Here is a 21,394-nt window from a genome sequence, read left to right on the forward strand (position 1 = left end):
TCGTTAGAATATACCCAGGAATTTCTTATCATATCTGATACGGATCTCTTTCACACAACCATTCTGATCTTTGATCAGGTTCACCAGTTCTATCTTAAAGCGTTTCTTACCACGGATGCGGGAGCAGAAATGAGAGAACGAGTCGGTATCCTTATCATTCAGTAATACATTTGCGTTAAGGTTATTACAGAGGAAAGGAGAGAAGTCGCCCGCACTCTTCTGCTTATCTATTACCTGGGTCAGCATAAACTTAAACTCATCATCCGAAATAGACGGTGTTTTAGGCTTTTCCGGCACCGGTTGAGCCGCGGCCGCATTATCTGCCGGTTTCGGCTCTTCAGGGAAAGGCATGGGCTCAAAACGCTCATTACGGTGTGCTGGCTGTGAGACAAACACCTGTATATGTTTTGTTACCATCTTGCTGGTATCGCCGTTCACGATCAGGGTTAAAATGCGTTCACCCGGCGAAGCGAATGTATACACAACTGATTTTCCGTTATGCGTTTCTGCACCATTCTGCAACAAGCGCCATTGCCATTTGGTAGCATTGGAAGAATTGTTGGTAAAGGTCACCGCGCGGCCTGCAAGTGCCTCAGAAGGGCCTTCTATTACAGGGAACAGGTCGGATGACGGAGGCGGCGCGTTGTCCTGAATAGCATTCACTACTACCACTTCCTGGTGCCAGTTGCACTTTCCCCCCTGCACTGTTACCGTATAACTCCCTGCTTTATTAAAAGCGTGGTATACCATCAAACCCTGTGCCTGGCCGGTAGAATCACCGAAATCCCAGGAAATGTCTGTACGGGTTTTACCGGTATTGTCTGCTTTGAAAGTAATCACCTCACCGGTGGTAAAAGAATTGTGTTTTTTTGCATCCTGCTGGCTGGACAGTAATATGCTGGCCTTGCTGCAATCTTCCCTGCCTGAAACCTGAAAGGCCAGTATGACGATACTGATAGCCAGTAAAGAAAGGAACGTATACAGTACCATTGGGTCGATATGGCTTGTGATCTTACGAAATGGCGTGTACGTACTTACTTTTCGCTCGTTTGTTGACTTGCGTGGGGTCATGGGTCTATGGGTTTTTCGTATTTATGCAATTTTAAATATTTTTTTAGATAAATTGCTAAACAACCTACATTCGCTATTGAAATTTTAACATTTGAAAAGCTGATGTGACCCGGAACCCAAAGAGAGGAAAACCTAAATTAACCAGTTGATGTTAAATAATGCCCAAAAAGCCAATGTGCTCGAAGAAGTGATAGACCATATCAGGCGCCTGCATTACGATGTACGCGCAGAAGTAGTTGTAGGTGAACTGCTCGATAATCATGTGCAGGAAGACGAAGTGGCGGTACAAATGCAGAACGTTTTTACACGTGCTTTCAATAAAGATATTTTAGATGCACAATTGGATGATTCACAACCCTATCATCCCTTTATTACATTGACATTATCCCGTGATGGGATCTATGACCGCCTTCCTGAAGGACTTTTCCATGAGTTTACACCGCAGAAACAACAGCGTGCTGTCAGCGACATGGTAGCCAATTACAAAAAACAGCAGAAGGAACAACAGGAAGCACGCAAATTTTTCCGCCCCATAGAACATGAGTTTTTTTTACAACGCGTATTCCTCGAACAACGTGAAAAACATTTGCTGTTCGATGCTTTCGGAAAAGATGCAGACCAGTTATTCCTGTCCTTTTGGGGCATACCCACCGGCTTGCCCTCAACAGGTGTGAACCGGCTCGTAAAGTTGTTACCGTATATTCATCGTATAGCAGGCAATCTGCCTCTTGTGCAATTATACTTACAGGCTATTCTGGATGAACCCGTTCGTATCACCGCAGAAAACGGGGCCAGCGCTGTTCCGGCCGGTATACAGGCCGGACTGGGGGAATGCCGTCTTGGAATAGATACCATGACCGGCAACCTTTTCTACACTGATATGCCCCGGGTAAAAGTAACAGTAGGTCCCCTGCAACAGCGGCGTATATACGATTTCCTGCCCTGGAAACCCTATGGTAAATTACTGGAAGTATGCCAGGGCTTTTTGTTGCCCGCAGATGTGGAAGTGGAAACAGTGCTGGAACCCCATCCTGATGAGAAAAAAATTGTTGTGGCTGATAACCAGCTTAAAGAAGGGATAATGGGCTACAATTTTTATCTATAGGTATTAAATGGAACTATTTTTGCATTTGATTATACTTAACCATACTTAACCCTACTTTGAATAACTATGATGATCAGAGGTAAAATCTACTTTGTACTGGCGCTAGTGATCGCTATCGGCGCATTGATAGTGGGACTGCTGGGACGTTATATTAAGAACTTTGCGTTATATAAGAAAAAGGCATTGTGGTATCTCGCAGGTATGACCCTTGCATATGCAGTGATCAGTTCTATTCCTTTTCTTTTTACGCACCAGAACCTGATGAACCAATACTTGTTTTACCAGATATGGTTCCTGGGCCTGGGAGTAGTGCATTGTCACATCATGTACACCCGTTTCTGGGCAAATGAAAACACCCTTGGTTCTGAACTGGCCTTTATCATCGCTATCTGGTTATTTGGTGGGATCGGCTTCCTGCTGGTGCAATACCTCTTCACGCAGGGAGATTTTCTCTATTACCCCATGCTCACCTGCCTGCTTGTTTTTGCATTGCCCACATTTGTATACAAAACTTTCGAGAAGATGATGGCCATACCGGTGAAGCTCCACAAATGGTGGCAATATCCTGCTTACCAGGACCAGCCGGAAGTGAATGAAGATGATATGAGAGATATCATTGTAGTAGGTTTTGAACTTGAAAAGAAAAGCGCTGATGAAGACCGTACTTATTTCAGGGCACGTACCCCTATCAAGATGGACCTGGGCGATCTGTTCTATCATTTCGTAGCAGACTACAACGACAAATACCCGAATACGCCTATCGATATCATGGATGCCAGCGGACAGCCCTATGGCTGGGTATTCCACCTCAAATCGAGATGGCTGGGCATAGCCAGTACGCTGGACCCTGAAAAGCCGGTATTCATGAATGGCATGAGGGAGAACAGCGTCATCATATGCAGCAGAGTAGTAATCAATTAAATATTTAAAAATGGCAGAGCCGCTTAAACATTTTCCCGTTAACTGGGTAGATGGCATGAAAATTAAAAAGCAACATTTTATCGATACAGAAAATGCAATGCTGGATCAGATAAGAGATGCTATTTCCGGCGGGTTGCATGCACAGAACTATGGACTGTTACCGGCAAAGGCAGAAAGCAAAGAATCTTTGCGTTGCTGGTTCATCGCAGATAATCAGCAGCAATGGCGTATCAAATTAACGGAATGCCGAGCGGTAACGCCCGGTGGCGCTCGTATAGAAATACCCGAGCATACCGTTCATTCATTGAAATATGCGACCACTTTCCCCGAAGCAGTATACAACTGGGACCCTCAGCATACAGAAAATGTATATTATATCCTGATACAGGTAAACCCCTTTGACAGGCAACCCAGCGGAGAACCTTTATTAACCGAAGATCCGCCAAGATTGCCATATGCCACGCCGGAATATAATTTATACGTAGCACCTGTATCGCAGTTGCCAAACGGACAACTGGGCAGTTACCAGATGGTGCTGGGACGCATCTCCATTACAGACGGCCGTCCGCAGCTGGATGATGATTATATCCCGCCCTGCTCCATGGTCTCTTCACATCCTGCATTAACAGACCTGCACCAGGAACTGGACCAGTTCCTGGGACAACTGGAATTGTATGGCGTGAATATCGTGCAGAAAATATATGCACGTAATCAGAACAACGACCTTGCACAGGTGGTGTTATACATTACAGAAAGAATTACGCAGTACCTCAGTACACGCATTTCACAGTTCCGCTGGCTGGGGCTTTATCAGTCGCCCGCTGCTATGCTGGAAGTAGTGGCCGGACTGGCACGCACCATGAAGAATGCTATCGATCAGAGAGCCAGTGCCGGTAAAGAAGAACTGCTGAATTATTTATCAGAATGGTGTGAACTGAGACAGGGAGAACTGGAAACACTGATGGTAAACTGCGCCAATATCCGCTATAAACATATTGATGTGAGAGAATGCCTGCAACCTATGATACCGTTTGTACGTGCAATGAATAAGCTGTTTGAAAGCCTGAGCAGACTGGATTACATCGGTCGTAAGATGGATAGCGGAATATTTGTAAAAGAAGAATCTGCAGAAGATGCTGAATATATACGCAAGCATAAAACCAAACGCTGGTTCTTCACAGATTAACTCAATATATTAATTTAACAACACGATAAATACATGCGCGTACTTAATAAACGTGAACGGACCTCTGCATTCTTATGGTTCTTATTGTTTTTTATTATCACGGTTGGCCTCTTCATACTGGCTATCTTTTTTAATTTCCAGGTGCCTGCCAGGGAGAATGCAGAACTACGCAAACAGTTAAGCACATTCCGTCAGGAACAGGCTTTTCAGGCTGATTTTCTGCAAAAGCTGGAGAAGGTAAGGAACAATCTGGATTCTATAAATTTGCCTAATCAGAATGCGAATTACATAGATCAGGTGATCGCACAGGACCTTGTAAACATGCGTAATTCTATCCCTAAAGATGTGGTAAGCCATTATGGACTATATGCAAACATCATTCAGAATTGTCTGTTGTTGCAACAAAGCAAACAGCAGTTGCGTGGTTTGCAGAATGCACAGCAAACTATTGCAGAGCTGAAGGAAAAAATCAACGATATTAATAAAGAATTAGAGAATGCGAGAAACGAACTTGACTATAACAGACAACTCATGCGATCTCGCTAAAGATGAATTACTTAAGAGAGCCAATGGCTGCAACCCCGGCTGCTGGCTCTTATTCATATTATGAAATAAACGAATTATATTAATGTGCATGTGTTAAAGTATGCTTCTGCACAGTTGTTAACCTTGTCTATACAGGATATTTATTTTATTTTTGAAGCATATAAATAAATAGATAAATAAATACTCGTTAACTATTATTTTTTATTGTAAACCTTAAACATTTAACCCATGTCTTTCAAATCAGTGTTTGAAGTAGCTGGCAAAAAATTAAACGTTAAACATTGCAGCTACGACCTCACCCAGGAAGTTGATGCTACAGGCCGTCCATCTGCCATAACCCGTGGAGGCCGCATCCGTTTAGTTGTCGAATCAACTGGTGAAACTGATCTTTTTGAGTGGATGGTGAACAGCTTTGAACGCAAAGATGGCACCGTTACTTTCTACAAAAGGGACACAGATGCAGTATCGAAAAAACTTTCTTTTAAAGAAGGTTATCTGGTAAAGTTTGAAGAGTCTTTTGACGCTGATAACCAGAATCCGATGACTGTTGCTTTCACCATTTCTGCCCGCGAGTTAAGTATGGGCAATGCAACCCATGTTAATGAATGGGTTAAGTAATGGTATGATTTGTTAATCAAAATTATGCCTGAAAAACCCGGACGCTTTGTCCGGGTTTTTATATTTTCTGAATTAATATTGAGTTATTGTACTGGTACAGATACTTCCAGTTTTATCACATCATCCACTTTTCCTCCCGGGCTGCCAATGCCAAAGTCAGTGCGGTTTACATCAAACTTACTACTAAACGTACCACCGTTCCCGTTCTTCACAAATGTAAATGGGATACTGAATTCTTTTTTCACACCATGCATTTCCAGTTCTCCTTTCGCTGTATAACCACTACCGGATTTTAGAATCTCTTTGGATACAAATTTAATCTCAGGATATTTCTTTGCATCAAACCAGTTACCACCTTTTGCATGTGTATTCTTCAAACCATTTCCTGTATTGATAGAAGTAACATCAATGGTAACATTAAACTTTGAGGCAGCAAGATTTTTTTCATCAAAGGAAATATCTCCTTTTAATGTTCTGAATATTCCGGATGCTCCGGATGCAGAAAATTTAACAGAATAGCCATCAGCTATTTTATAATCCTGTGGAGGAAGAACAGTAAATGCTGATGCAATGACAATCAATAACGCCGCTATCGGATAAAGGGCTTTTTTCATGAGTACTCTTTTTAGATTCAAAACAAATGTATCTGTTATACGTCTTGACTGCAAAAATGATACCTATAAATAAATGTTAATACGGAAACTAACATATGTTAGTCGGGGTAATACGTATAATCCGGACCTTTACGTAAACAAAAATACAATGGCATTCTTATCCGGGTTATTATCAATAAGTCTGTTACTGCTCCTAACAGGCTTCCTTTTTCACCTGCCTTACCTGTTACATTTTCCGCATGATGCGGGTATTGCGGCAGCCTGTATGTTTATTATGATAGGATGTATGCATATACTAAGCCCCCGGAAACTCACATATATGATTGAGGCCTGGTTACCCTATGCATTACAACTCGTTATCCTTAGCGGGATAGGGGAGATCATTCTTGGTGCCGGTTTATTATTTCCTGCCATGCAGTGGTATGCCGCCTGGGGATTAACGATCCTGCTGATACTCATGTTCCCCGCAAATATTTATGTAGCGGTAAAGCAGTTACCTGCACCGGGGGGATTACCCGCAAAACCATGGTATACATGGAGCAGACTCGCATTTCAGCCAGTGTATATTGTATGGATCTGGTACAGTATCTCTTAAATAGTTATTTCTTCAGATTTTTTCTTATCCTGCTCAGGCTCTCCGGTTTAATACCCAGAAAAGAAGCCACATATTTCACAGGGATCTGTTGTATTATCCGGGGATGTTCTTCCAGCAACTGTAAATACCTTTCCTGTGCAGAATACTGAAGAAAGGATAATTCGCGCTGGTATTTTCTTAAATACTGATACTCCGCCAATAACCTGCCGGTGCGTTCTGCCACATGGCTTTGATGATATAATGCCTGCAAGGCATCGTAATAAAAAACAAAGCCGTTTACAGGCGTTATAGCCTCTATATTGACCGCAGAAGGAGTTTGTGTAATGAAAGATGCATAAGCCGTGGAAAACATTCCGGGAAAGGCAAAATCAAGGGATACATCTTCTGTACATACTCTTACGATCCCGTCGGAAATAAAATAAATAGCTGTTGATATTCTCCCGGCACGTGCAAGGTATTCACCGGTATTGAAATGTACTTCCTGCAGTAAAGGTTCAAATAAATGCCAGCTGTCGCCAGCATCCGGATTCAGTTGCAGTAAAGCGTTTTTCACAACAGTGATATCGGGCATCAGGTTTTTCTCAGTTTGAGTGACTGAACAAAGTGATGACTTCCTTTTTCAAGGATCAGGCTTGCCCTGAAGCGTGTAGGCATAATATTTAATTCAAGATTAGGCTTATTGATCTCATTCCAGATGCCTCTTGCAAAAAACTCGGATTCTTCATCAGAAAGATGTGCATAACGGTGGAAATATGAATCAGGACTCTGGAAGGCGGTGCGGCGTAAAGATTTAAAACGTTCTACATACCACTCCTGCAAATCCTTTTCTTCTGCATCTACATAAATGGAGAAGTCGAAGAAATCGGATACGAAGATAGCAGGCTCTCTTTGTGCCTGTGGGTGACGGGGTCTCACCTGCAATACGTTCACACCCTCTACAATCACGATATCAGGCGATTCTATCGTCTGTAATTCATTGGGAAGTATATCATACTCAAGATGACTGTAAACAGGTGCTGTTACCTTCCCTTTGCCCGATTTCACACTGGCCAGGAACTGGATTAAGCGGCGGATATCGTAACTCTCAGGAAAACCTTTGCGGTTCATGATGCCTTTCTGTTCCAGCACCCGGTTCGGATAAAGGAACCCGTCTGTAGTCACCAGGGCTATCCGTGGATGATTGGGCCAGGCGGACAGCAACCGTTGCAATACACGGGCAGTGGTACTTTTGCCTACGGCCACACTGCCGGCAATACCAATGATATAAGGTACTTTATGTATCTGGCTACCCAGAAAACTGTTGGTAGCGGTATGTAAACCCTGTGCCGCTGTTACATAGAGGTTTAACAACCGCGACAGCGGAACGTAGATCTGTGTAATTTCTTCTGTCGTCAGCGGCTCATTTAATCCATGTAACGCATCTATATCCTTTAACAGATGTAACATTGGATCATCGCTTCTCTTAGCCCATTCTTCCCGTGTAATAGTAATATAGGGAGCGTAATTATTCCTGGTCATGCCGATTTTGTTGCCGTTTGCGATAAATACAGGTGCAAGCTATATAAACCCTTCAAACATTCAAAAATTGATATGCGATCTCTGGATAGCCGGTAATTAAGCTATATAAACCGTTTTCACATTCAAAAACTCATGTGTACCCTCTACTGACAACTCTCTTCCGTAACCGGATTGTTTAACGCCTCCAAACGGTAAACGCGCATCAGACCGTACCATCGCATTGATAAACACATTCCCGCTCTCGATCTGGGTAGCCAGCTTCCTCGCCTTATCAAGGTCGGTTGTCCATAACGCAGATCCCAGCCCGAAAGGCGTCTGGTTGGCCAGTTGAATAGCATGCTGCTCATCATTTGCGCTGATAATCACGGCCAGCGGCCCGAAAGTCTCCTCGTCGAAAGCGGTCATACGGGGTTGTACGCCCGTCAGCAGGGTGGGCTGGAAGTTCGCTGAATCCTGTTTGCCTCCCAATACAAGGGAAGCCCCCTGGGTGATCGTTTTACGCATCTGAAGGGATAACCCGGTCGCCAGGTCCGGTCTTGCCATAGGGCCCATATCCGTATCTGCGTGGAAAGGGTCTCCCTGTTTCATCTGTCCCAGTAAGGTACTCACCCTGTCTGTGAAATCGCCTAATACGGACTGCTCCACTATCCAGCGTTTGGCCGCAATACAGGACTGTCCCGCATTCTGCATACGGGCCTTCACTGCGATCTTCGCGGCCTCTTCAATATTGGCATCTTTCAGTACGATAAAAGGGTCGCTTCCACCCAGTTCCAGCACCGTCTTTTTAATGTATTTCCCGGCTAATGCAGCCACGCTCATGCCCGCACCCGTACTGCCCGTAAGTGTTACGCCCTGTACACGTGTATCCGCTATCAGCGGCTCAATATTCTTAGCGTTAATTAACACCGCCTGGAAAGACCCTTCCGGGAAACCCGCTTCCAGGAACAGCTTTTCTATAGCGAGGGCACAGCCACTTACATTACTGGCGTGTTTCAGTAAACCGGTATTGCCTGCTAATATATTGGGAATGGCAAAACGGAATACCTGCCAGTAAGGGAAATTCCAGGGCATAATGGCTAGTACGATACCCTTGGGTTCATAGGCAACATAACTCTGCCGCCCATCGGAACTCACCGGTTTATATTGCAGCATCCCTGCGATATGTTGTGCATAATATTCCGCAGAGGCGGCACATTTCAACACTTCCGCTTTTGCCTCTTTCAGGGTTTTTCCCATCTCCCGGGTAATGATCGCGGCATGTTCATCTACCTGTTCTTTTAAGAGAGCGGCCAGTTTCAGCATCTGGTCACAGCGTTGCTGTAAAGGGATTTGTCTTGTCTGGCGGAATGTCTGGTGGCCCCATGCCAGCAGTTGTTCTATCTCTGCTTCTGTATGAGCGGCATACTCAGCGATGGTTTCCTGTGTGTATGGATTAACACTCTTGAAAGTACTCATAAAACCGGTTTTATTTTTTACGGCAACATACATGCCGCTACGTGGAGTGTAAATGTAAGACATCTGAACATTTCAGACTCTTGCGTTGTTGAACCTACGGAAAATGTTTATATTTAGACATAACCCAATCCACCATTTTATGAGGTCAACCAGAAGCCTAAGTCTGATAGCTGTGCTATTATTTTTCTTTTCAATGTCTTATGCCCAGAAGTTAAAGATTACGGGTAAAGTCACGGATGCCACCACAGGTGTTCCGCTGGAAGGTATTACTGTAAGGGTTAAATTAACCAGTACAGGAACGCTCACCGGCAAAGAAGGTACTTTTTCTATTGAAGCAAAAAGTGATGATGTACTGGAAATAAGTGCTATCGGTTTCATCGCACAGTCGCTGCCGGTGAATGGCCGTACAAACATCAATATCCAGCTTATATCCAACGTGTCTGAACTGAACCAGGTAGTACTGGTAGGTACCCGTGGGGGTGGCAGGGCGAAAACGGAAACGCCTGTACCCGTAGATATCATCAACCTCTCACAGTCCTCTTTGCCTACCGCAAAAATGGACCTCACCGCCGTATTGAATATGGCTGCTCCCTCTTTCAACTATAACAAACAAAGTGGCAGTGATGGTGCCGACCAGATAGATCTGGCTACACTCAGAGGTCTTGGCCCCGATCAGACACTGGTATTGGTAAATGGCAAGAGGAGACACCAGACAGCCTTCGTGGCCGTATTTGGTACCCGTGGCCGTGGTAACTCAGGAACCGACCTGAATGCCATCCCGGAAGCAGCGATAGACCGTGTTGAAATATTACGTGATGGTGCTTCTGCTCAATATGGTTCTGACGCCATTGCCGGGGTTATCAATCTGATCCTCAAAAAAGATGTCAATCATCTTTATATCAATGCCGGTTATGCCGGTTATTATGATCATAAGTATAATACTTATTTTGGCCGTGATCAGCATCAGTATAAATACAGCAACCCTATAGATGGTAATGCCGGTACATTCGGTATCAGTTATGGTGTTCCTTTAGGTAAACAGGGCGGTTTCCTGAACTTCTCAGGTAACTTCCTTGTACAGGGTAAAACATACCGTCAGGCACTGGATACCAACGTGGCGAATAAAAACGGCCTGCCTGTGAATGCGGTGAGAAGGTCCAATGGAGATGCTTCCAAAACTACTGGTGGCGGAATGATCAACATGGAAGTTCCTTTTGCAAATGGCCGCACCACATTTTATGCTTTTGGCGGATATAATTATAAATCCTCTGATGCATATGCTTACACCAGAACACTACATGGATATAATCCTTTTGCAAGCGCGCACCCCGATCGTTTCCCTACAGACGCGAATGGTAACGTGATCTTCAATAAGGATATCATGTATGCGGTACCTACTCCGGGTGGCGGACCATTAGACACCGTATACGATCCGCATATTCAGACGCATATCAGTGATGCATCCGGAGCGGTAGGTATCAAAGGTGAACTGGGTAACAACTGGAACTGGGACCTGAGTAATACACTTGGTAAAAACAACTTTCATTTCTATGGAGATAAAACATTTAACGCCTCTCTGGGACCCAACCAGACACATTTTGATGATGGCGGTTTCTCCTTCTTACAAAATACGGCCAACCTTACTTTCGATAAATCTATTCCAACAGTAGGAGCAGGGTTAAACCTGGCTTTTGGTGCGGAATACCGTTATGAGAATTATAAGATTTATGCAGGAGAGGCAGCGTCATACACTAACTACGATCCTACCTTTTTCAAAGCCACCGGTTCTCAGGGATTCCCCGGTTACAGACCTACGGACGTAGTGAGTGCAGACCGTTCCAACATTGCCGGTTTTGTTGATGCAGAACTGGATGTTACCAAAAAGTGGTTAATAGGCGCTGCTATACGAGCAGAGAACTACAGTGATTTTGGATTTACCAGCACTTACAAACTGGCTTCCCGTTATAAGCTAACACATAACTTCAATATCAGAGGTTCCGTAAGTACCGGTTATCGCGCACCATCCTTGCAACAGATCAATTACAGCTCTCAGTTTACGAACGTACAGGGCGGTACTATTTCTGAAGTAAAGATTGCCCCTAACTATGACCCTATTACCAAAGCAGCCGGTATTCCTGATCTGAAACAGGAAAAATCCGTGAATGCCAGTCTGGGTTTCTCCTGGAAACCACTGAGCGAATTAACGGTTACTATAGATGGTTATCTCGTGAAAGTAAAGGACAGGATCGTTTTATCCGGACAATTTAATAAAGGAGACACGACTTTATCACCTGCATTCTATAATGCTTTAAACAATTTGCATATTGATAATGCACAGTTCTTTGCCAATGCAGTGAATACGACCAACACAGGTGTAGATATCGTGGTGGATTATAATAAACGTTGGGGAAATCAGCATTTCAGGGGATTATTTACGGGTAATATTCAGCACATGAATATCGATAAAGTGAATGTACCAGGTTCTCTGAACGACAGTCCGCTGCATCAGAAAGAGTTCTTCAGCGATCGTGAGGAGAAGTTTGTATTAGCATCTGCACCGCCGGTGAAACTGGGTATAAACCTGGAATATGGCGTAAACAAACTGAGTGTTGGTACTCACCTCACTTACTTTGGTAAGATAGAACTGCTGGGTTATGGCTTTGCAGGAGACCTGGCTGGTACGGGTATCAATCCACAGGTTGAAAGTGATGCTGACGGTACCCTGTTACCTGAGAAATTCAATTACAAGGGCAAGATGGTGACAGACCTTTACGCCAGTTATAAATTCTCTTCCCATATCAGTTGGTTCATCGGTGCAGATAATGTCTTCAATGTACATCCTGATCTGGGAGTGGTACCTGCTGCTAAAAACTCTGCTTTTGATGGTGAAGCCGGCGGCGCCTGGGACCCTGTTCAGATGGGTTTCAATGGTATCCGTTTATTTACAAGAGTAGTTCTCAACTTTTGATTTTCGGGTGTATTGCAAAACCCTTCAATTTCTTTGATCAAAAAAAAGCCTTCCCGGACAGGAAGGCTTTTTTTATATATAATAACATCAATTACTCAGTCACCTTTGTAATCTTGATAGTATTAGTTGGCAGGTGCAGTTTAACCGGTGTGCTACCAGTATTAACAACCACGTCATCAACTTTCAGGAAACCTCTTTCTTTCAGGATACCGATCTGGTCAGCAATGATATTATCAAGGCTTTCTTCTTCTCCATAATAGAAAGCGCGTACACCCCAGCTAAGGCTGAGCTGATTTACCAGGGATTTCTCTTTGGTAAATACATACAGCGGAGAGCGTGGACGGTAGCTGCTCAGCATAAAGCCGGTATAGCCGCTCTGTGTCATACCGATCAGGGCATCAGCATCCAGGTCTTCTGCCATTTTGCAGGCATTGTAACACAGTGCATCGCTCAGGAAGGAAGGAGAGTGACGGTGAGGGATCAGGTTACGGTTGTAAACGATGTCTTCTTTTTCTACTTCGTCAATGATTTTCTTCATAGTCTGGATAACCAGCTCAGGGAATTGACCGGTAGCAGTTTCACCGCTCAGCATCACGGCATCAGCACCTTCCAGAACAGCGTTCGCTACGTCAGTGATTTCGCTACGGTTTGGACGGGTACGGTCGATCATGCTTTCCATCATCTGGGTAGCAACGATCACCGGTTTCGCACGGTGAATACATTTACGGATGATATCTTTCTGGATCATTGGGATCTGCTCAACCGGCAGTTCCACACCCAGGTCACCACGGGCGATCATTACGCCATCACTTTCCCAGATAATTTCTTTCAGGTTAGCGATAGCTTCTGGCTTCTCGATCTTAGAGATCACCTTTATTTTAGAATCACGTTCTTTCAGGCGTTTGCGGAGCAACAGCAGGTCATCTACGTGTCTCACGAAAGACAGGGCAACCCAGTCGCATTCATGATCGATGATGAACTGTAAGTCAACTTCGTCTTTTTCTGTCAGTGCAGGCAGGGAAACCTGGGTATCCGGCAGGTTGAAACCTTTTTTGGAAGAAAGTACTCCCGGGAAAGATACTACTGCTTTGATTTCGCCGGCAGCAGTTACTTCTTTTACGATCGTTTCTATCTTACCATCATCCAGCAGGATTTTCTGACCAGGTTTGATATCCTTGTGGAGGTCAGGGTAAGAAACATATATTTTTGTTGCATTACCTACCACTTTTTCGTTCACGAACGTGAGGATCTGTCCAGGAACCAGTGGCAGTGCATTATTTTCAATTTCACCAACGCGCAGTTTAGGACCTTGTAAATCGGCCAGGATGGCAACGTTATAAGGTTCTGTAGCGTTGATTTGGCGGATCAGCTTTATAATACGCAGCTTATCCTCGTGAGAGCCATGTGAAAAATTCAGACGGAACACATTAACGCCAGCTCTTACCAGTGCCAGTAATCCTTCGTAGGTATCGCATGCTGGCCCAACGGTAGCAACGATTTTTGTTTTGTGTTGAGAATGTGCTCTGGAAGCCTTATGGTCCATCTGTTTGTTTACGTATTTCGATAAATCGTTTGTACTCATAGCTCTATTTTTTAACTCGCAAGTATTTTAGTGATCTTTAACCATTCAGGATCAATGTGTTCTTTTGCCTTAATGGCCTGTTCCAGCGGAGTATAGTGAATTTTGTTGTTTACGATACCTACCATCACATTGGATGTACCTTCCAGCAATGCCTCTACCGCTGCGTAACCCATACGGCTGGCCAGGATGCGGTCCTGGCAGGTGGGGGAACCACCACGCTGTATATGACCTAAGATGGTCACACGGGTATCCAGCTGAAGACATTGTGCCTTGATCTGCCTGGCCACTTCCTCAGCACCACCGGCAGTAGAACCTTCTGCTACTACGATGATGTTCACCATTTTGCGGCGGCGTTCGTTCGCCTGCAGGTCTTCAATGATATCCTGTACGTCAATCAGGTGTTCCGGGGTCATAATATGTTCTGCACCAGTAGAAATACCACTGTGCAGGGCGATATAACCGGCGTCACGGCCCATTACCTCTATTATAAATAAACGGTCGTGCGCATCAGCTGTATCACGGATCTTGTCGATCGCATCTACAGCAGTGTTCACAGCCGTGTCAAAACCAATAGTAAAATCTGTTCCTGCAATGTCCTTATCAATAGTACCGGGTAAACCTATGCACGGGATATCGAACTCCTGGCTCAGCTTGTATGCTCCGTTGAAGGAACCGTCCCCGCCAATCACTACCAGGCCGTCAATATTGTGTTTCTTTAAATTTTCGTAGGCTTTTTTACGTCCCTCGTACTCATGGAACTCTTTACAGCGGGCTGTTTTGAGAATAGTGCCGCCTCTTTGAATAATGTTGGCTACAGACTTGGACTCCAAAGGGATAATCTCATTTTTCAGCATTCCCCTGTAACCATACATAACACCATACACATTCAGCTGATGGTAAATTCCCGTCCTCACAACGGCACGAACAGCAGCATTCATGCCTGGCGCATCTCCGCCCGAAGTTAGGACTGCAATGTTATTAACTTTTTTCATAGTTATGTTTATTTCCCTCTCTACGTTTTTGTCTATGGATTCAGGGAACCCCTACCTTGATTTGAACCTGTTTTACCCCGATATCCCCCGAACGTGTCATGAAACGCATTCATCATTCACACTTTCCAAATTTTACCCATCCGCTCGTTTTTTCCTGAGAATCACGCTGCTAATGCATAAATTGCCAAAAAATATCAAACGGGCGCACAAAAATAACATTTTGCCTTTTGTTTCTAATAGTATTCTGATGAATTACACAAAAATTTCAAATTTAGTTAACCAACGGGCTTAATTTTTTTAAAAATACACATATGTATAATTTAAATACAGAAAGAAAATTAAAAAGTCTATTCTTCTTTTCTATTTTATACTTTTTTACAACAACCGGAACAGTAATGGCTCAACAATCAGGCATCAGCTATCCACAAACCCGTAAAACGGATGTGACGGATAATTATCACGGTACTACTATAGCGGACCCATACCGCTGGCTCGAAGATGATAACAGTGCCGAAACAAAGGCCTGGGTACAGGAAGAGAACGCAGTTACACAGTCTTATCTTACAAAGATACCCTTTCGGGACGCGATTAAGAAACGTCTTGAAGTGCTCTGGAATTATCCACGCTTAGGTGCTCCCTTCAAAAAAGGAGATTATTATTACTTCTATAAGAATGATGGCCTGCAGAACCAGGCTATATTATACCGCCACAAAACCCTGGATGCTACGCCGGAGGTCTTTATAGATCCCAATAAACTCTCTGAGAGCGGAACGGTAGCCCTCGGCACTGTCTCCTTTTCAAAAGATGGGAAATATGCGGCTTACCTGCTGGCAAAGGCAGGGTCCGACTGGCAACAGGCGTTCATTATGGACGTGGAGTCCAAAACATTACTGGCAGATACCCTCGACTGGATCAAGTTCAGCAGTATCTCCTGGCGTGGTCATGGCTTCTATTACAGCCGTTACGATAAGCCCGATGAATCCAGCAAGCTCTCCAAAAAGAACGAGTTCCATAAAGTTTATTATCATATAATAGGTACTACTCAGGATAAGGACGAACTGATCTACCAGGATAAAGAACATCCCCTGCGTAATGCCGGACTGGGAGTGACGGAAGACGAACGCTTCCTGATATTACATATCTCAGAAGGGACTTCCGGTAGAGAACTCTGGTACCGGGATATGAAAGATACTGCCCGGACAGCATTCAAACCACTGGTAAAAGGCTTTGATTATGAACCTTCTGTTATAGATAATGATGGAGATAAACTGCTGATGCACACCAACCAGGATGCGCCTAATTATAAGGTAGTACTGGTAGACCCCAAACATCCTGAAAAGGAAAACTGGAAAGAGATCATTCCTGAGAGGAAGGAAGTCCTGCAGGGGGTAGGTACTGCCGGTGGCTGGTTATTCCCCAGTTATCTGAAAGATGCCGCTACCAAAGTATACCAGTACAGCTATGCCGGTAAACAGGAGCGGGAGATCATCCTGCCGGGTATAGGCACCGCTTCGGGCTTCGGTGGTGAAAAGGAGGATAAGGAGTTTTTCTACAGCTTTACTTCCTATGTATCTCCGGGTATGATATATAAATATGATATCAAAACCGGTAAATCTGATTTCTTCAGTAAACCGGAAGTGAAGTTCAATCCGGATGACTACGAAACCAAACAGGTATTTTTTAATAGTAAAGATGGTACCCGTGTACCTATCTTCCTGTCTTATAAAAAGGGAATAAAGAATACGGGAGATAATCCTGTATTGCTGTATGGTTATGGTGGATTTAATATCCCGCAGACACCGGCCTTCGGGGTATCCAACCTGTTCTTCATGGAACAGGGAGGGATCCTGGCAGTGGTTTGCCTCCGTGGTGGCAGTGAATATGGAGAAGCCTGGCATAAGGCGGGGATGATGGAACGTAAACAGAATGTGTTCGACGACTTTACCGGTGCGGCAGAATACCTGATCAAAGAGAAATACACCAATTCCGCGCATCTGGCTATCCGGGGTGGTTCTAACGGCGGTCTGCTGGTAGGCGCCTGCATGACGCAACGCCCGGAACTCTTCAAAGTGGCCCTGCCGGCAGTAGGAGTGATGGACATGCTGCGCTTCCAGTTATTCACTATTGGCTGGGCATGGGTAGCGGAATATGGCAGCAGCGAGAAAGCAGATCAGTTCCCGTATCTGCTTAAATACTCCCCGCTGCATAACCTGAAACCAGGTACAACGTATCCCGCTACGCTGGTTACCACTGCCGATCATGACGACCGTGTAGTGCCTGCGCACTCCTTTAAGTTCGCAGCTGCTTTACAGGCTTGCAACGCCGGCCCCAACCCAACGCTTATACGTATCGATACACAAGCCGGCCATGGTGCAGGGAAACCTACTTCCAAGCTGATTGATGAAGCCACCGATATCTGGGCTTTTACCATGTATAATTTAGGGATGACCGTGAAGTAGCGAATTGAGTAATTTTTGTGATGGTGCGAAGCACCATCACAAAAAAATTGTTCTTTGATCAAAATAAATCAAACTGAGTCACTACCCCTTTTTCTTTGTGATTGATAAAATCAGTAATTTACTGTTATGAAGGTATTAATAACAGGAAGCAATGGATTACTGGGCCAACACCTGATACCGGTTTTTTTACAGGACAGCCGGTATACAGTCATCGCAACCGGAAGAGGCCCCAACCGCCTGCCAGTTCAGGATGGATACACTTACGAAGCTACTAACCTGAGGGACGCAACAAGTGTCCAGCACCTGCTGGAAAAACACAAGCCCGATGTATTGATCCATGCTGCGGCGATGACGCAGGTAGATGATTGTGAGCGGAACAAAGATGCCTGCTGGGATATCAATGTCAGTGCTACACGTTACCTCATACAGGCTGCTGAAAAGACGAATACCTTTTTCGTGTTCTTATCTACGGACTTTGTATTTGATGGGCTGCAGGGCCCTTATGCGGAAGAAGATGCGGTAAACCCGCTCAGTTATTACGGAGCCAGTAAAGTGGCGGCAGAACGCCTGGTAAGGAATAGCAAACTGGCCTGGGCTATCGTTCGTACAGTACTCGTATACGGCGTAGCCGCAGATCCTAAACGCAGTAACATTATCACCTGGGTAAAGAATAACCTGGAACAGGGTAAGAAGCTGAAAGTAGTGACTGACCAGTGGCGTACTCCTACGCTGGTACAGGACCTGGCAGCAGGATGTAAACTGGTAGCCGATAAGAGAGCCACCGGTATCTATCATATCTCAGGAAGTGAAACACTCACTCCTTACGAAATGGCGGTGCAAACAGCAGGATATTTCAAATTAAATCCCCAGATGCTGGAACAGGTAGACGCAAAAACCTTTACCCAGCCTGCGAAACGCCCTGCTAAAACAGGCTTTGTGATAGATAAAGCAGTAAAGGAATTAGGTTACAAGCCCCACAGCTTTGAAGAAGGACTGGATATCGTAGCCAGAGAAATCTAATTCTCGCAGGCTTTTAAAATCTAACCCCTTAAAATTTCAGACTTACTTTTTGAACGATCAAATTTCTGATTGAATCTTTCATTTTTGTAGTATCAGCCGGAACACTGCGGAGTGGTATTACTATCTCCCAAAGAGAAGAATCAGAGGAAGTATATTGTAACTGATAAGTTATTCTGGATCCATTCTTCTTGCGTGTGGCATACTTTCTTTCTGCGAGCGCCTTGTCTTTGAAAGTCTCCACCACGGCATAATACGCTATGGTATCAGACACAGGGGGCGCTGGCGGCAATGTATCTGCCTGTTTCACTTCTTCCTTCATCTTCATGGTATCCACCGCTGTGCTGGCTACTTCTGCTGCTTTATTGGCATTGGCATCCTGGCGTTCCGCCAGCCACCAGATGAGCCAGGCAAACAGTAAAGTCCCTACAGGCGCTGCTATCCACCACCAGCGGAAGCGGGAACCACTCTCCGGAAAATCCGGGTATTCTGTAGTAGAAGAGGTATGATCAGGGGAAGCTGTTAAGTGGTTCATCACCGTAGTGCCCACCATTTCAGTATTACCCACCGTTATCTTATGACTCACATCCGTGCGTATCACGGGTTTCACATGCAGGGTCTCCATGGTGATAGGCATCGCTTCCGGTTCAAAGGAAATAATGCCTATGGTATTCGCCTGTAGTTGTCCCACGCCAGGTATTACCACCGGTCTGCCCGTTTGCAGGGTAGCCTTCAGCTCATCAATGTATTTGTCCATCTTCAGCCGCGCAATAGGCAGCACCAGGTTTTCCCGCTGGGCTATCCATTCAGCGCATCTGCCATCGTCCGTCCAGTTCTCTTCGAACACGATCTTCTCGCCTGGTGGCTCAATGGTATTATCTGTTACGTCGAAACGTGCAGACGTATGCTGAAGCGTAAACGTTCCGATTTTTGGGAGACTGCAACTGTGCTGTCTATATAAAACTTCCTGTATGTATTGTTCTAGTACCAAGTATAGTAAATATTCCTATTATGAAATGACTCAAACGTATAAATGGCTAATTGGGTTATCTAATATACCCAATTAGCCATTCAGAGCGCAATTTTACGACTTTAAAATTTACTTTAAAACTTAATCATCACTCCGCCTACCACATTCAACCCATAAGATTGATATCCATTCCACCTTTGATAGTGCGAATTAAAGAGATTATTTGCATTTATCCAGAGGTTAATATTCTTTCCTATATCGTAATTAGCCCCCGCATTCAGGTCCCAGGCGCTCTTGTTCTTAGCAAAGTCCTTATTCGGTAACTGGTAGTAGCTGCTACCCAGGAAATACAGGTTGGCATTGAGATGCAGCTTCTTTGCAATAGAGTATTGTGCGAAGGCATCTGTCCGGAAAGGTACCAGTCCCCATGGCTTCACTTCCGTTTTCTGTTTGGTATAATTGAACCAGTCAAGACTCACACGTACCTGGAATTTCTCCTCCTGGATATAACCAACCTCAGCATGCAAATTAAATGCTTTCAGCTCTTCTTCATTTTTTGTATAAAAAGTTTTACCATCCAGACTGTCATTCACGAATAACGGCATATTGTAATAAGTGACGGCGGCAAACTTGGTGTTATAATTAAAGTGACTGCCCAGCGTTCCTTTGATACCGGTGTATTTCTCTTCTACACGGGTATTGAGGATACCGGAACCATAAGAGGCCAGGAACGGATTCTGGTTCACCAGGTTGCGATAGCTGTTCTTATTGATGTAGGAGGTCCATCCGCTGCTCAGGATAACCTTCTTATAGATGATATGCGACTCGTTCACGATATCCGGCAACAGGTAGAACTTCTTGTTGGTCCAGGTAGGATTTACGCCTGCATGTAATACGAACCTGGGTTTGATGATCTCCAGGGCAGGATGTATGGCTACTACATTGTTATTGAACTGAGGCTGGTCATCCTGTTTATAGGAAGAAAGGTCGAACATACCTTCAGCGCGGATATAGATGTCCTCAAACAGCTGTTTGCTCACCGGTACTTTAATGATCACGGTAGGCTCCTTGCGTTTGTAGGAGTCGGAGAAGTAAATGAATTTGGCAGATGGCTCAAACTTGAAGGCCCAGTCGTTCAAAGGACGGTTTTTCACACCCGCCTGTGCCGTGAACTGGCTGAAAGCCTGTTTCACATCACCTTTACTGAAAGTATACAGACTATGATCGTATCCATAATAATGTACTTCGTTACGGTCAAAACCGATAGCGCCGTTTACTTCCAGGATAGGGGTGAAGTAGGTACCGGAGGCCAGTACGTTCAGCGCACTGTAGTCCTGGTTTTTGATATCTCCCTTAGAACCGGTATAACTACCATAGATCCCGAAGTTGTATTTATCATTCCTGCCACTGCCAAAACCTGCCTGTATCAGCGGTGTGCTAAGATTACCAAAGCCCGCTTTTATAAAGTTGTTCTGTAATTTATCCAGAGAATCCTTCCCCAGTGCCAGCGGTTTCAGGGGAACCGGCTGGTACATAAAGTACAGGTTCAGTGCAGGCACCTGGTACTGCAACTTGGGACGGGTAGTATCAAAACCCGGCAGGGAAGCCGTCAGGTTCAGTTTAGCCGCATCCCGCAGTTTGGGCCTGTAATTGGAAATGATGTCGATGGTTTCCTGCTTGAGCGTTTCCTGGGCATGTGCCTGTTGTTGCAGGAAAACACACCCTGCCACTGTCAAAAAACGGTTTATATGTTTGATATACACGTTCATGCTGATCG

Annotated in this window: 18 protein-coding genes; 9 read left to right on the forward strand and 9 right to left on the reverse strand. The window is 44.7% G+C overall.

Annotated features, from left to right (window positions below; genetic code table 11):
- Window positions 1-3: 3 nt before the first annotated feature.
- On the reverse strand, window positions 4-1,071 hold the full coding sequence (locus GO495_RS11835) for a PKD domain-containing protein (protein WP_157299881.1): 1,068 nt from the start codon (window positions 1,069-1,071) through the stop codon (window positions 4-6).
- 148 nt (window positions 1,072-1,219) lie between these two features.
- Between GO495_RS11835 and GO495_RS11840 the strand changes: the two genes are divergently transcribed.
- The 5 genes from GO495_RS11840 to tssD all read left to right on the forward strand — a co-directional run bounded on the left by GO495_RS11840 (window position 1,220) and on the right by tssD (window position 5,447).
- On the forward strand, window positions 1,220-2,176 hold the full coding sequence (locus GO495_RS11840; RefSeq protein ID WP_157299882.1) for a type VI secretion system baseplate subunit TssG: 957 nt from the start codon (window positions 1,220-1,222) through the stop codon (window positions 2,174-2,176).
- Window positions 2,177-2,242: 66 nt separating this feature from the next.
- Window positions 2,243-3,097 (forward strand): TssN family type VI secretion system protein, encoded by an 855-nt coding sequence (locus tag GO495_RS11845; RefSeq protein ID WP_157299883.1) that lies wholly within the window; start codon window positions 2,243-2,245, stop codon window positions 3,095-3,097.
- 10 nt (window positions 3,098-3,107) lie between these two features.
- Window positions 3,108-4,283: a hypothetical protein gene (locus GO495_RS11850; protein ID WP_157299884.1), complete on the forward strand. Its 1,176-nt coding sequence runs from the start codon at window positions 3,108-3,110 to the stop codon at window positions 4,281-4,283.
- Window positions 4,284-4,316: 33 nt separating this feature from the next.
- On the forward strand, window positions 4,317-4,829 hold the full coding sequence (gene tssO, locus GO495_RS11855) for a type VI secretion system TssO (RefSeq protein ID WP_157299885.1): 513 nt from the start codon (window positions 4,317-4,319) through the stop codon (window positions 4,827-4,829).
- 228 nt (window positions 4,830-5,057) lie between these two features.
- Complete coding sequence (tssD, locus tag GO495_RS11860; RefSeq protein WP_089783195.1) at window positions 5,058-5,447, forward strand: type VI secretion system tube protein TssD; 390 nt, start codon at window positions 5,058-5,060, stop codon at window positions 5,445-5,447.
- A gap of 83 nt (window positions 5,448-5,530) precedes the next feature.
- Here tssD and GO495_RS11865 read toward each other — a convergent pair whose 3' ends face one another.
- The gene (locus GO495_RS11865) at window positions 5,531-6,061 is read right to left on the reverse strand and encodes a YceI family protein (RefSeq protein ID WP_157299886.1); all 531 of its coding nucleotides are present in this window, start codon (window positions 6,059-6,061) and stop codon (window positions 5,531-5,533) included.
- A 148-nt stretch (window positions 6,062-6,209) separates the two neighbouring features.
- Between GO495_RS11865 and GO495_RS11870 the strand changes: the two genes are divergently transcribed.
- Window positions 6,210-6,656, forward strand: coding sequence for a DoxX family protein (locus GO495_RS11870; protein WP_157299887.1), 447 nt, complete (start codon window positions 6,210-6,212; stop codon window positions 6,654-6,656).
- A gap of 4 nt (window positions 6,657-6,660) precedes the next feature.
- Here the strand turns inward: GO495_RS11870 and GO495_RS11875 are convergent, their stop codons facing one another.
- From GO495_RS11875 to GO495_RS11885, 3 genes are all read right to left on the reverse strand, one after another.
- The gene (locus GO495_RS11875) at window positions 6,661-7,227 is read right to left on the reverse strand and encodes a Crp/Fnr family transcriptional regulator (protein ID WP_157299888.1); all 567 of its coding nucleotides are present in this window, start codon (window positions 7,225-7,227) and stop codon (window positions 6,661-6,663) included.
- Window positions 7,227-8,174, reverse strand: coding sequence for a type I pantothenate kinase (gene coaA, locus GO495_RS11880; RefSeq protein WP_157299889.1), 948 nt, complete (start codon window positions 8,172-8,174; stop codon window positions 7,227-7,229). Before coaA ends, GO495_RS11875 begins: the two co-directional genes overlap by 1 nt.
- A 96-nt stretch (window positions 8,175-8,270) precedes the next feature.
- On the reverse strand, window positions 8,271-9,629 hold the full coding sequence (locus GO495_RS11885) for an NAD-dependent succinate-semialdehyde dehydrogenase (protein WP_157299890.1): 1,359 nt from the start codon (window positions 9,627-9,629) through the stop codon (window positions 8,271-8,273).
- A gap of 139 nt (window positions 9,630-9,768) precedes the next feature.
- Here GO495_RS11885 and GO495_RS11890 point away from each other — a divergent pair, with 139 nt between their 5' ends.
- The gene (locus tag GO495_RS11890; protein ID WP_170302667.1) at window positions 9,769-12,597 is read left to right on the forward strand and encodes a TonB-dependent receptor; all 2,829 of its coding nucleotides are present in this window, start codon (window positions 9,769-9,771) and stop codon (window positions 12,595-12,597) included.
- A 91-nt stretch (window positions 12,598-12,688) separates the two neighbouring features.
- Here GO495_RS11890 and pyk read toward each other — a convergent pair whose 3' ends face one another.
- Window positions 12,689-14,179 (reverse strand): pyruvate kinase, encoded by a 1,491-nt coding sequence (pyk, locus tag GO495_RS11895; RefSeq protein ID WP_205691245.1) that lies wholly within the window; start codon window positions 14,177-14,179, stop codon window positions 12,689-12,691.
- A gap of 11 nt (window positions 14,180-14,190) precedes the next feature.
- Window positions 14,191-15,171 carry a 6-phosphofructokinase gene (pfkA, locus tag GO495_RS11900; RefSeq protein WP_157299892.1) on the reverse strand — a complete coding sequence of 327 codons (981 nt, stop codon included), beginning with the start codon at window positions 15,169-15,171 and terminating at the stop codon, window positions 14,191-14,193.
- Between the two features lie 395 nt (window positions 15,172-15,566).
- Between pfkA and GO495_RS11905 the strand changes: the two genes are divergently transcribed.
- Window positions 15,567-17,630, forward strand: coding sequence for a prolyl oligopeptidase family serine peptidase (locus tag GO495_RS11905; protein ID WP_157299893.1), 2,064 nt, complete (start codon window positions 15,567-15,569; stop codon window positions 17,628-17,630).
- Between the two features lie 126 nt (window positions 17,631-17,756).
- Window positions 17,757-18,650 (forward strand): SDR family oxidoreductase, encoded by an 894-nt coding sequence (locus GO495_RS11910; RefSeq protein WP_157299894.1) that lies wholly within the window; start codon window positions 17,757-17,759, stop codon window positions 18,648-18,650.
- Window positions 18,651-18,678: 28 nt separating this feature from the next.
- On the opposite strand, the gene GO495_RS11915 is transcribed toward GO495_RS11910, so the two are convergent.
- A complete protein-coding gene (locus tag GO495_RS11915; protein ID WP_157299895.1) occupies window positions 18,679-19,638 on the reverse strand; it encodes an HU domain-containing protein in 960 nt (319 codons plus the stop codon).
- Between the two features lie 113 nt (window positions 19,639-19,751).
- On the reverse strand, window positions 19,752-21,386 hold the full coding sequence (locus GO495_RS11920; protein ID WP_157299896.1) for a TonB-dependent receptor: 1,635 nt from the start codon (window positions 21,384-21,386) through the stop codon (window positions 19,752-19,754).
- Window positions 21,387-21,394 lie beyond the last annotated feature (8 nt).

The sequence above is a fragment of the Chitinophaga oryziterrae genome, from assembly GCF_009758125.1.
Lineage (GTDB): Bacteria > Bacteroidota > Bacteroidia > Chitinophagales > Chitinophagaceae > Chitinophaga > Chitinophaga oryziterrae.

Bases quoted from the DNA above. Each gene is read 5' to 3' on its own strand.
- GO495_RS11920 (WP_157299896.1), bottom strand. From the start codon at position 21,386: ATGAACGTGTATATCAAACATATAAACCGTTTTTTGACAGTGGCAGGG.
- GO495_RS11840 (WP_157299882.1), top strand. From the start codon at position 1,220: ATGTTAAATAATGCCCAAAAAGCCAATGTGCTCGAAGAAGTGATAGAC.
- tssO (WP_157299885.1), top strand. From the start codon at position 4,317: ATGCGCGTACTTAATAAACGTGAACGGACCTCTGCATTCTTATGGTTC.
- coaA (WP_157299889.1), bottom strand. From the start codon at position 8,174: ATGACCAGGAATAATTACGCTCCCTATATTACTATTACACGGGAAGAA.
- GO495_RS11890 (WP_170302667.1), top strand. From the start codon at position 9,769: ATGAGGTCAACCAGAAGCCTAAGTCTGATAGCTGTGCTATTATTTTTC.
- GO495_RS11905 (WP_157299893.1), top strand. From the start codon at position 15,567: ATGGCTCAACAATCAGGCATCAGCTATCCACAAACCCGTAAAACGGAT.
- tssD (WP_089783195.1), top strand. From the start codon at position 5,058: ATGTCTTTCAAATCAGTGTTTGAAGTAGCTGGCAAAAAATTAAACGTT.
- GO495_RS11885 (WP_157299890.1), bottom strand. From the start codon at position 9,629: ATGAGTACTTTCAAGAGTGTTAATCCATACACACAGGAAACCATCGCT.
- GO495_RS11835 (WP_157299881.1), bottom strand. From the start codon at position 1,071: ATGACCCCACGCAAGTCAACAAACGAGCGAAAAGTAAGTACGTACACG.
- GO495_RS11910 (WP_157299894.1), top strand. From the start codon at position 17,757: ATGAAGGTATTAATAACAGGAAGCAATGGATTACTGGGCCAACACCTG.
- pyk (WP_205691245.1), bottom strand. From the start codon at position 14,179: ATGAGTACAAACGATTTATCGAAATACGTAAACAAACAGATGGACCAT.
- GO495_RS11850 (WP_157299884.1), top strand. From the start codon at position 3,108: ATGGCAGAGCCGCTTAAACATTTTCCCGTTAACTGGGTAGATGGCATG.
- GO495_RS11865 (WP_157299886.1), bottom strand. From the start codon at position 6,061: ATGAAAAAAGCCCTTTATCCGATAGCGGCGTTATTGATTGTCATTGCA.
- pfkA (WP_157299892.1), bottom strand. From the start codon at position 15,171: ATGAAAAAAGTTAATAACATTGCAGTCCTAACTTCGGGCGGAGATGCG.
- GO495_RS11845 (WP_157299883.1), top strand. From the start codon at position 2,243: ATGATGATCAGAGGTAAAATCTACTTTGTACTGGCGCTAGTGATCGCT.
- GO495_RS11875 (WP_157299888.1), bottom strand. From the start codon at position 7,227: ATGCCCGATATCACTGTTGTGAAAAACGCTTTACTGCAACTGAATCCG.
- GO495_RS11870 (WP_157299887.1), top strand. From the start codon at position 6,210: ATGGCATTCTTATCCGGGTTATTATCAATAAGTCTGTTACTGCTCCTA.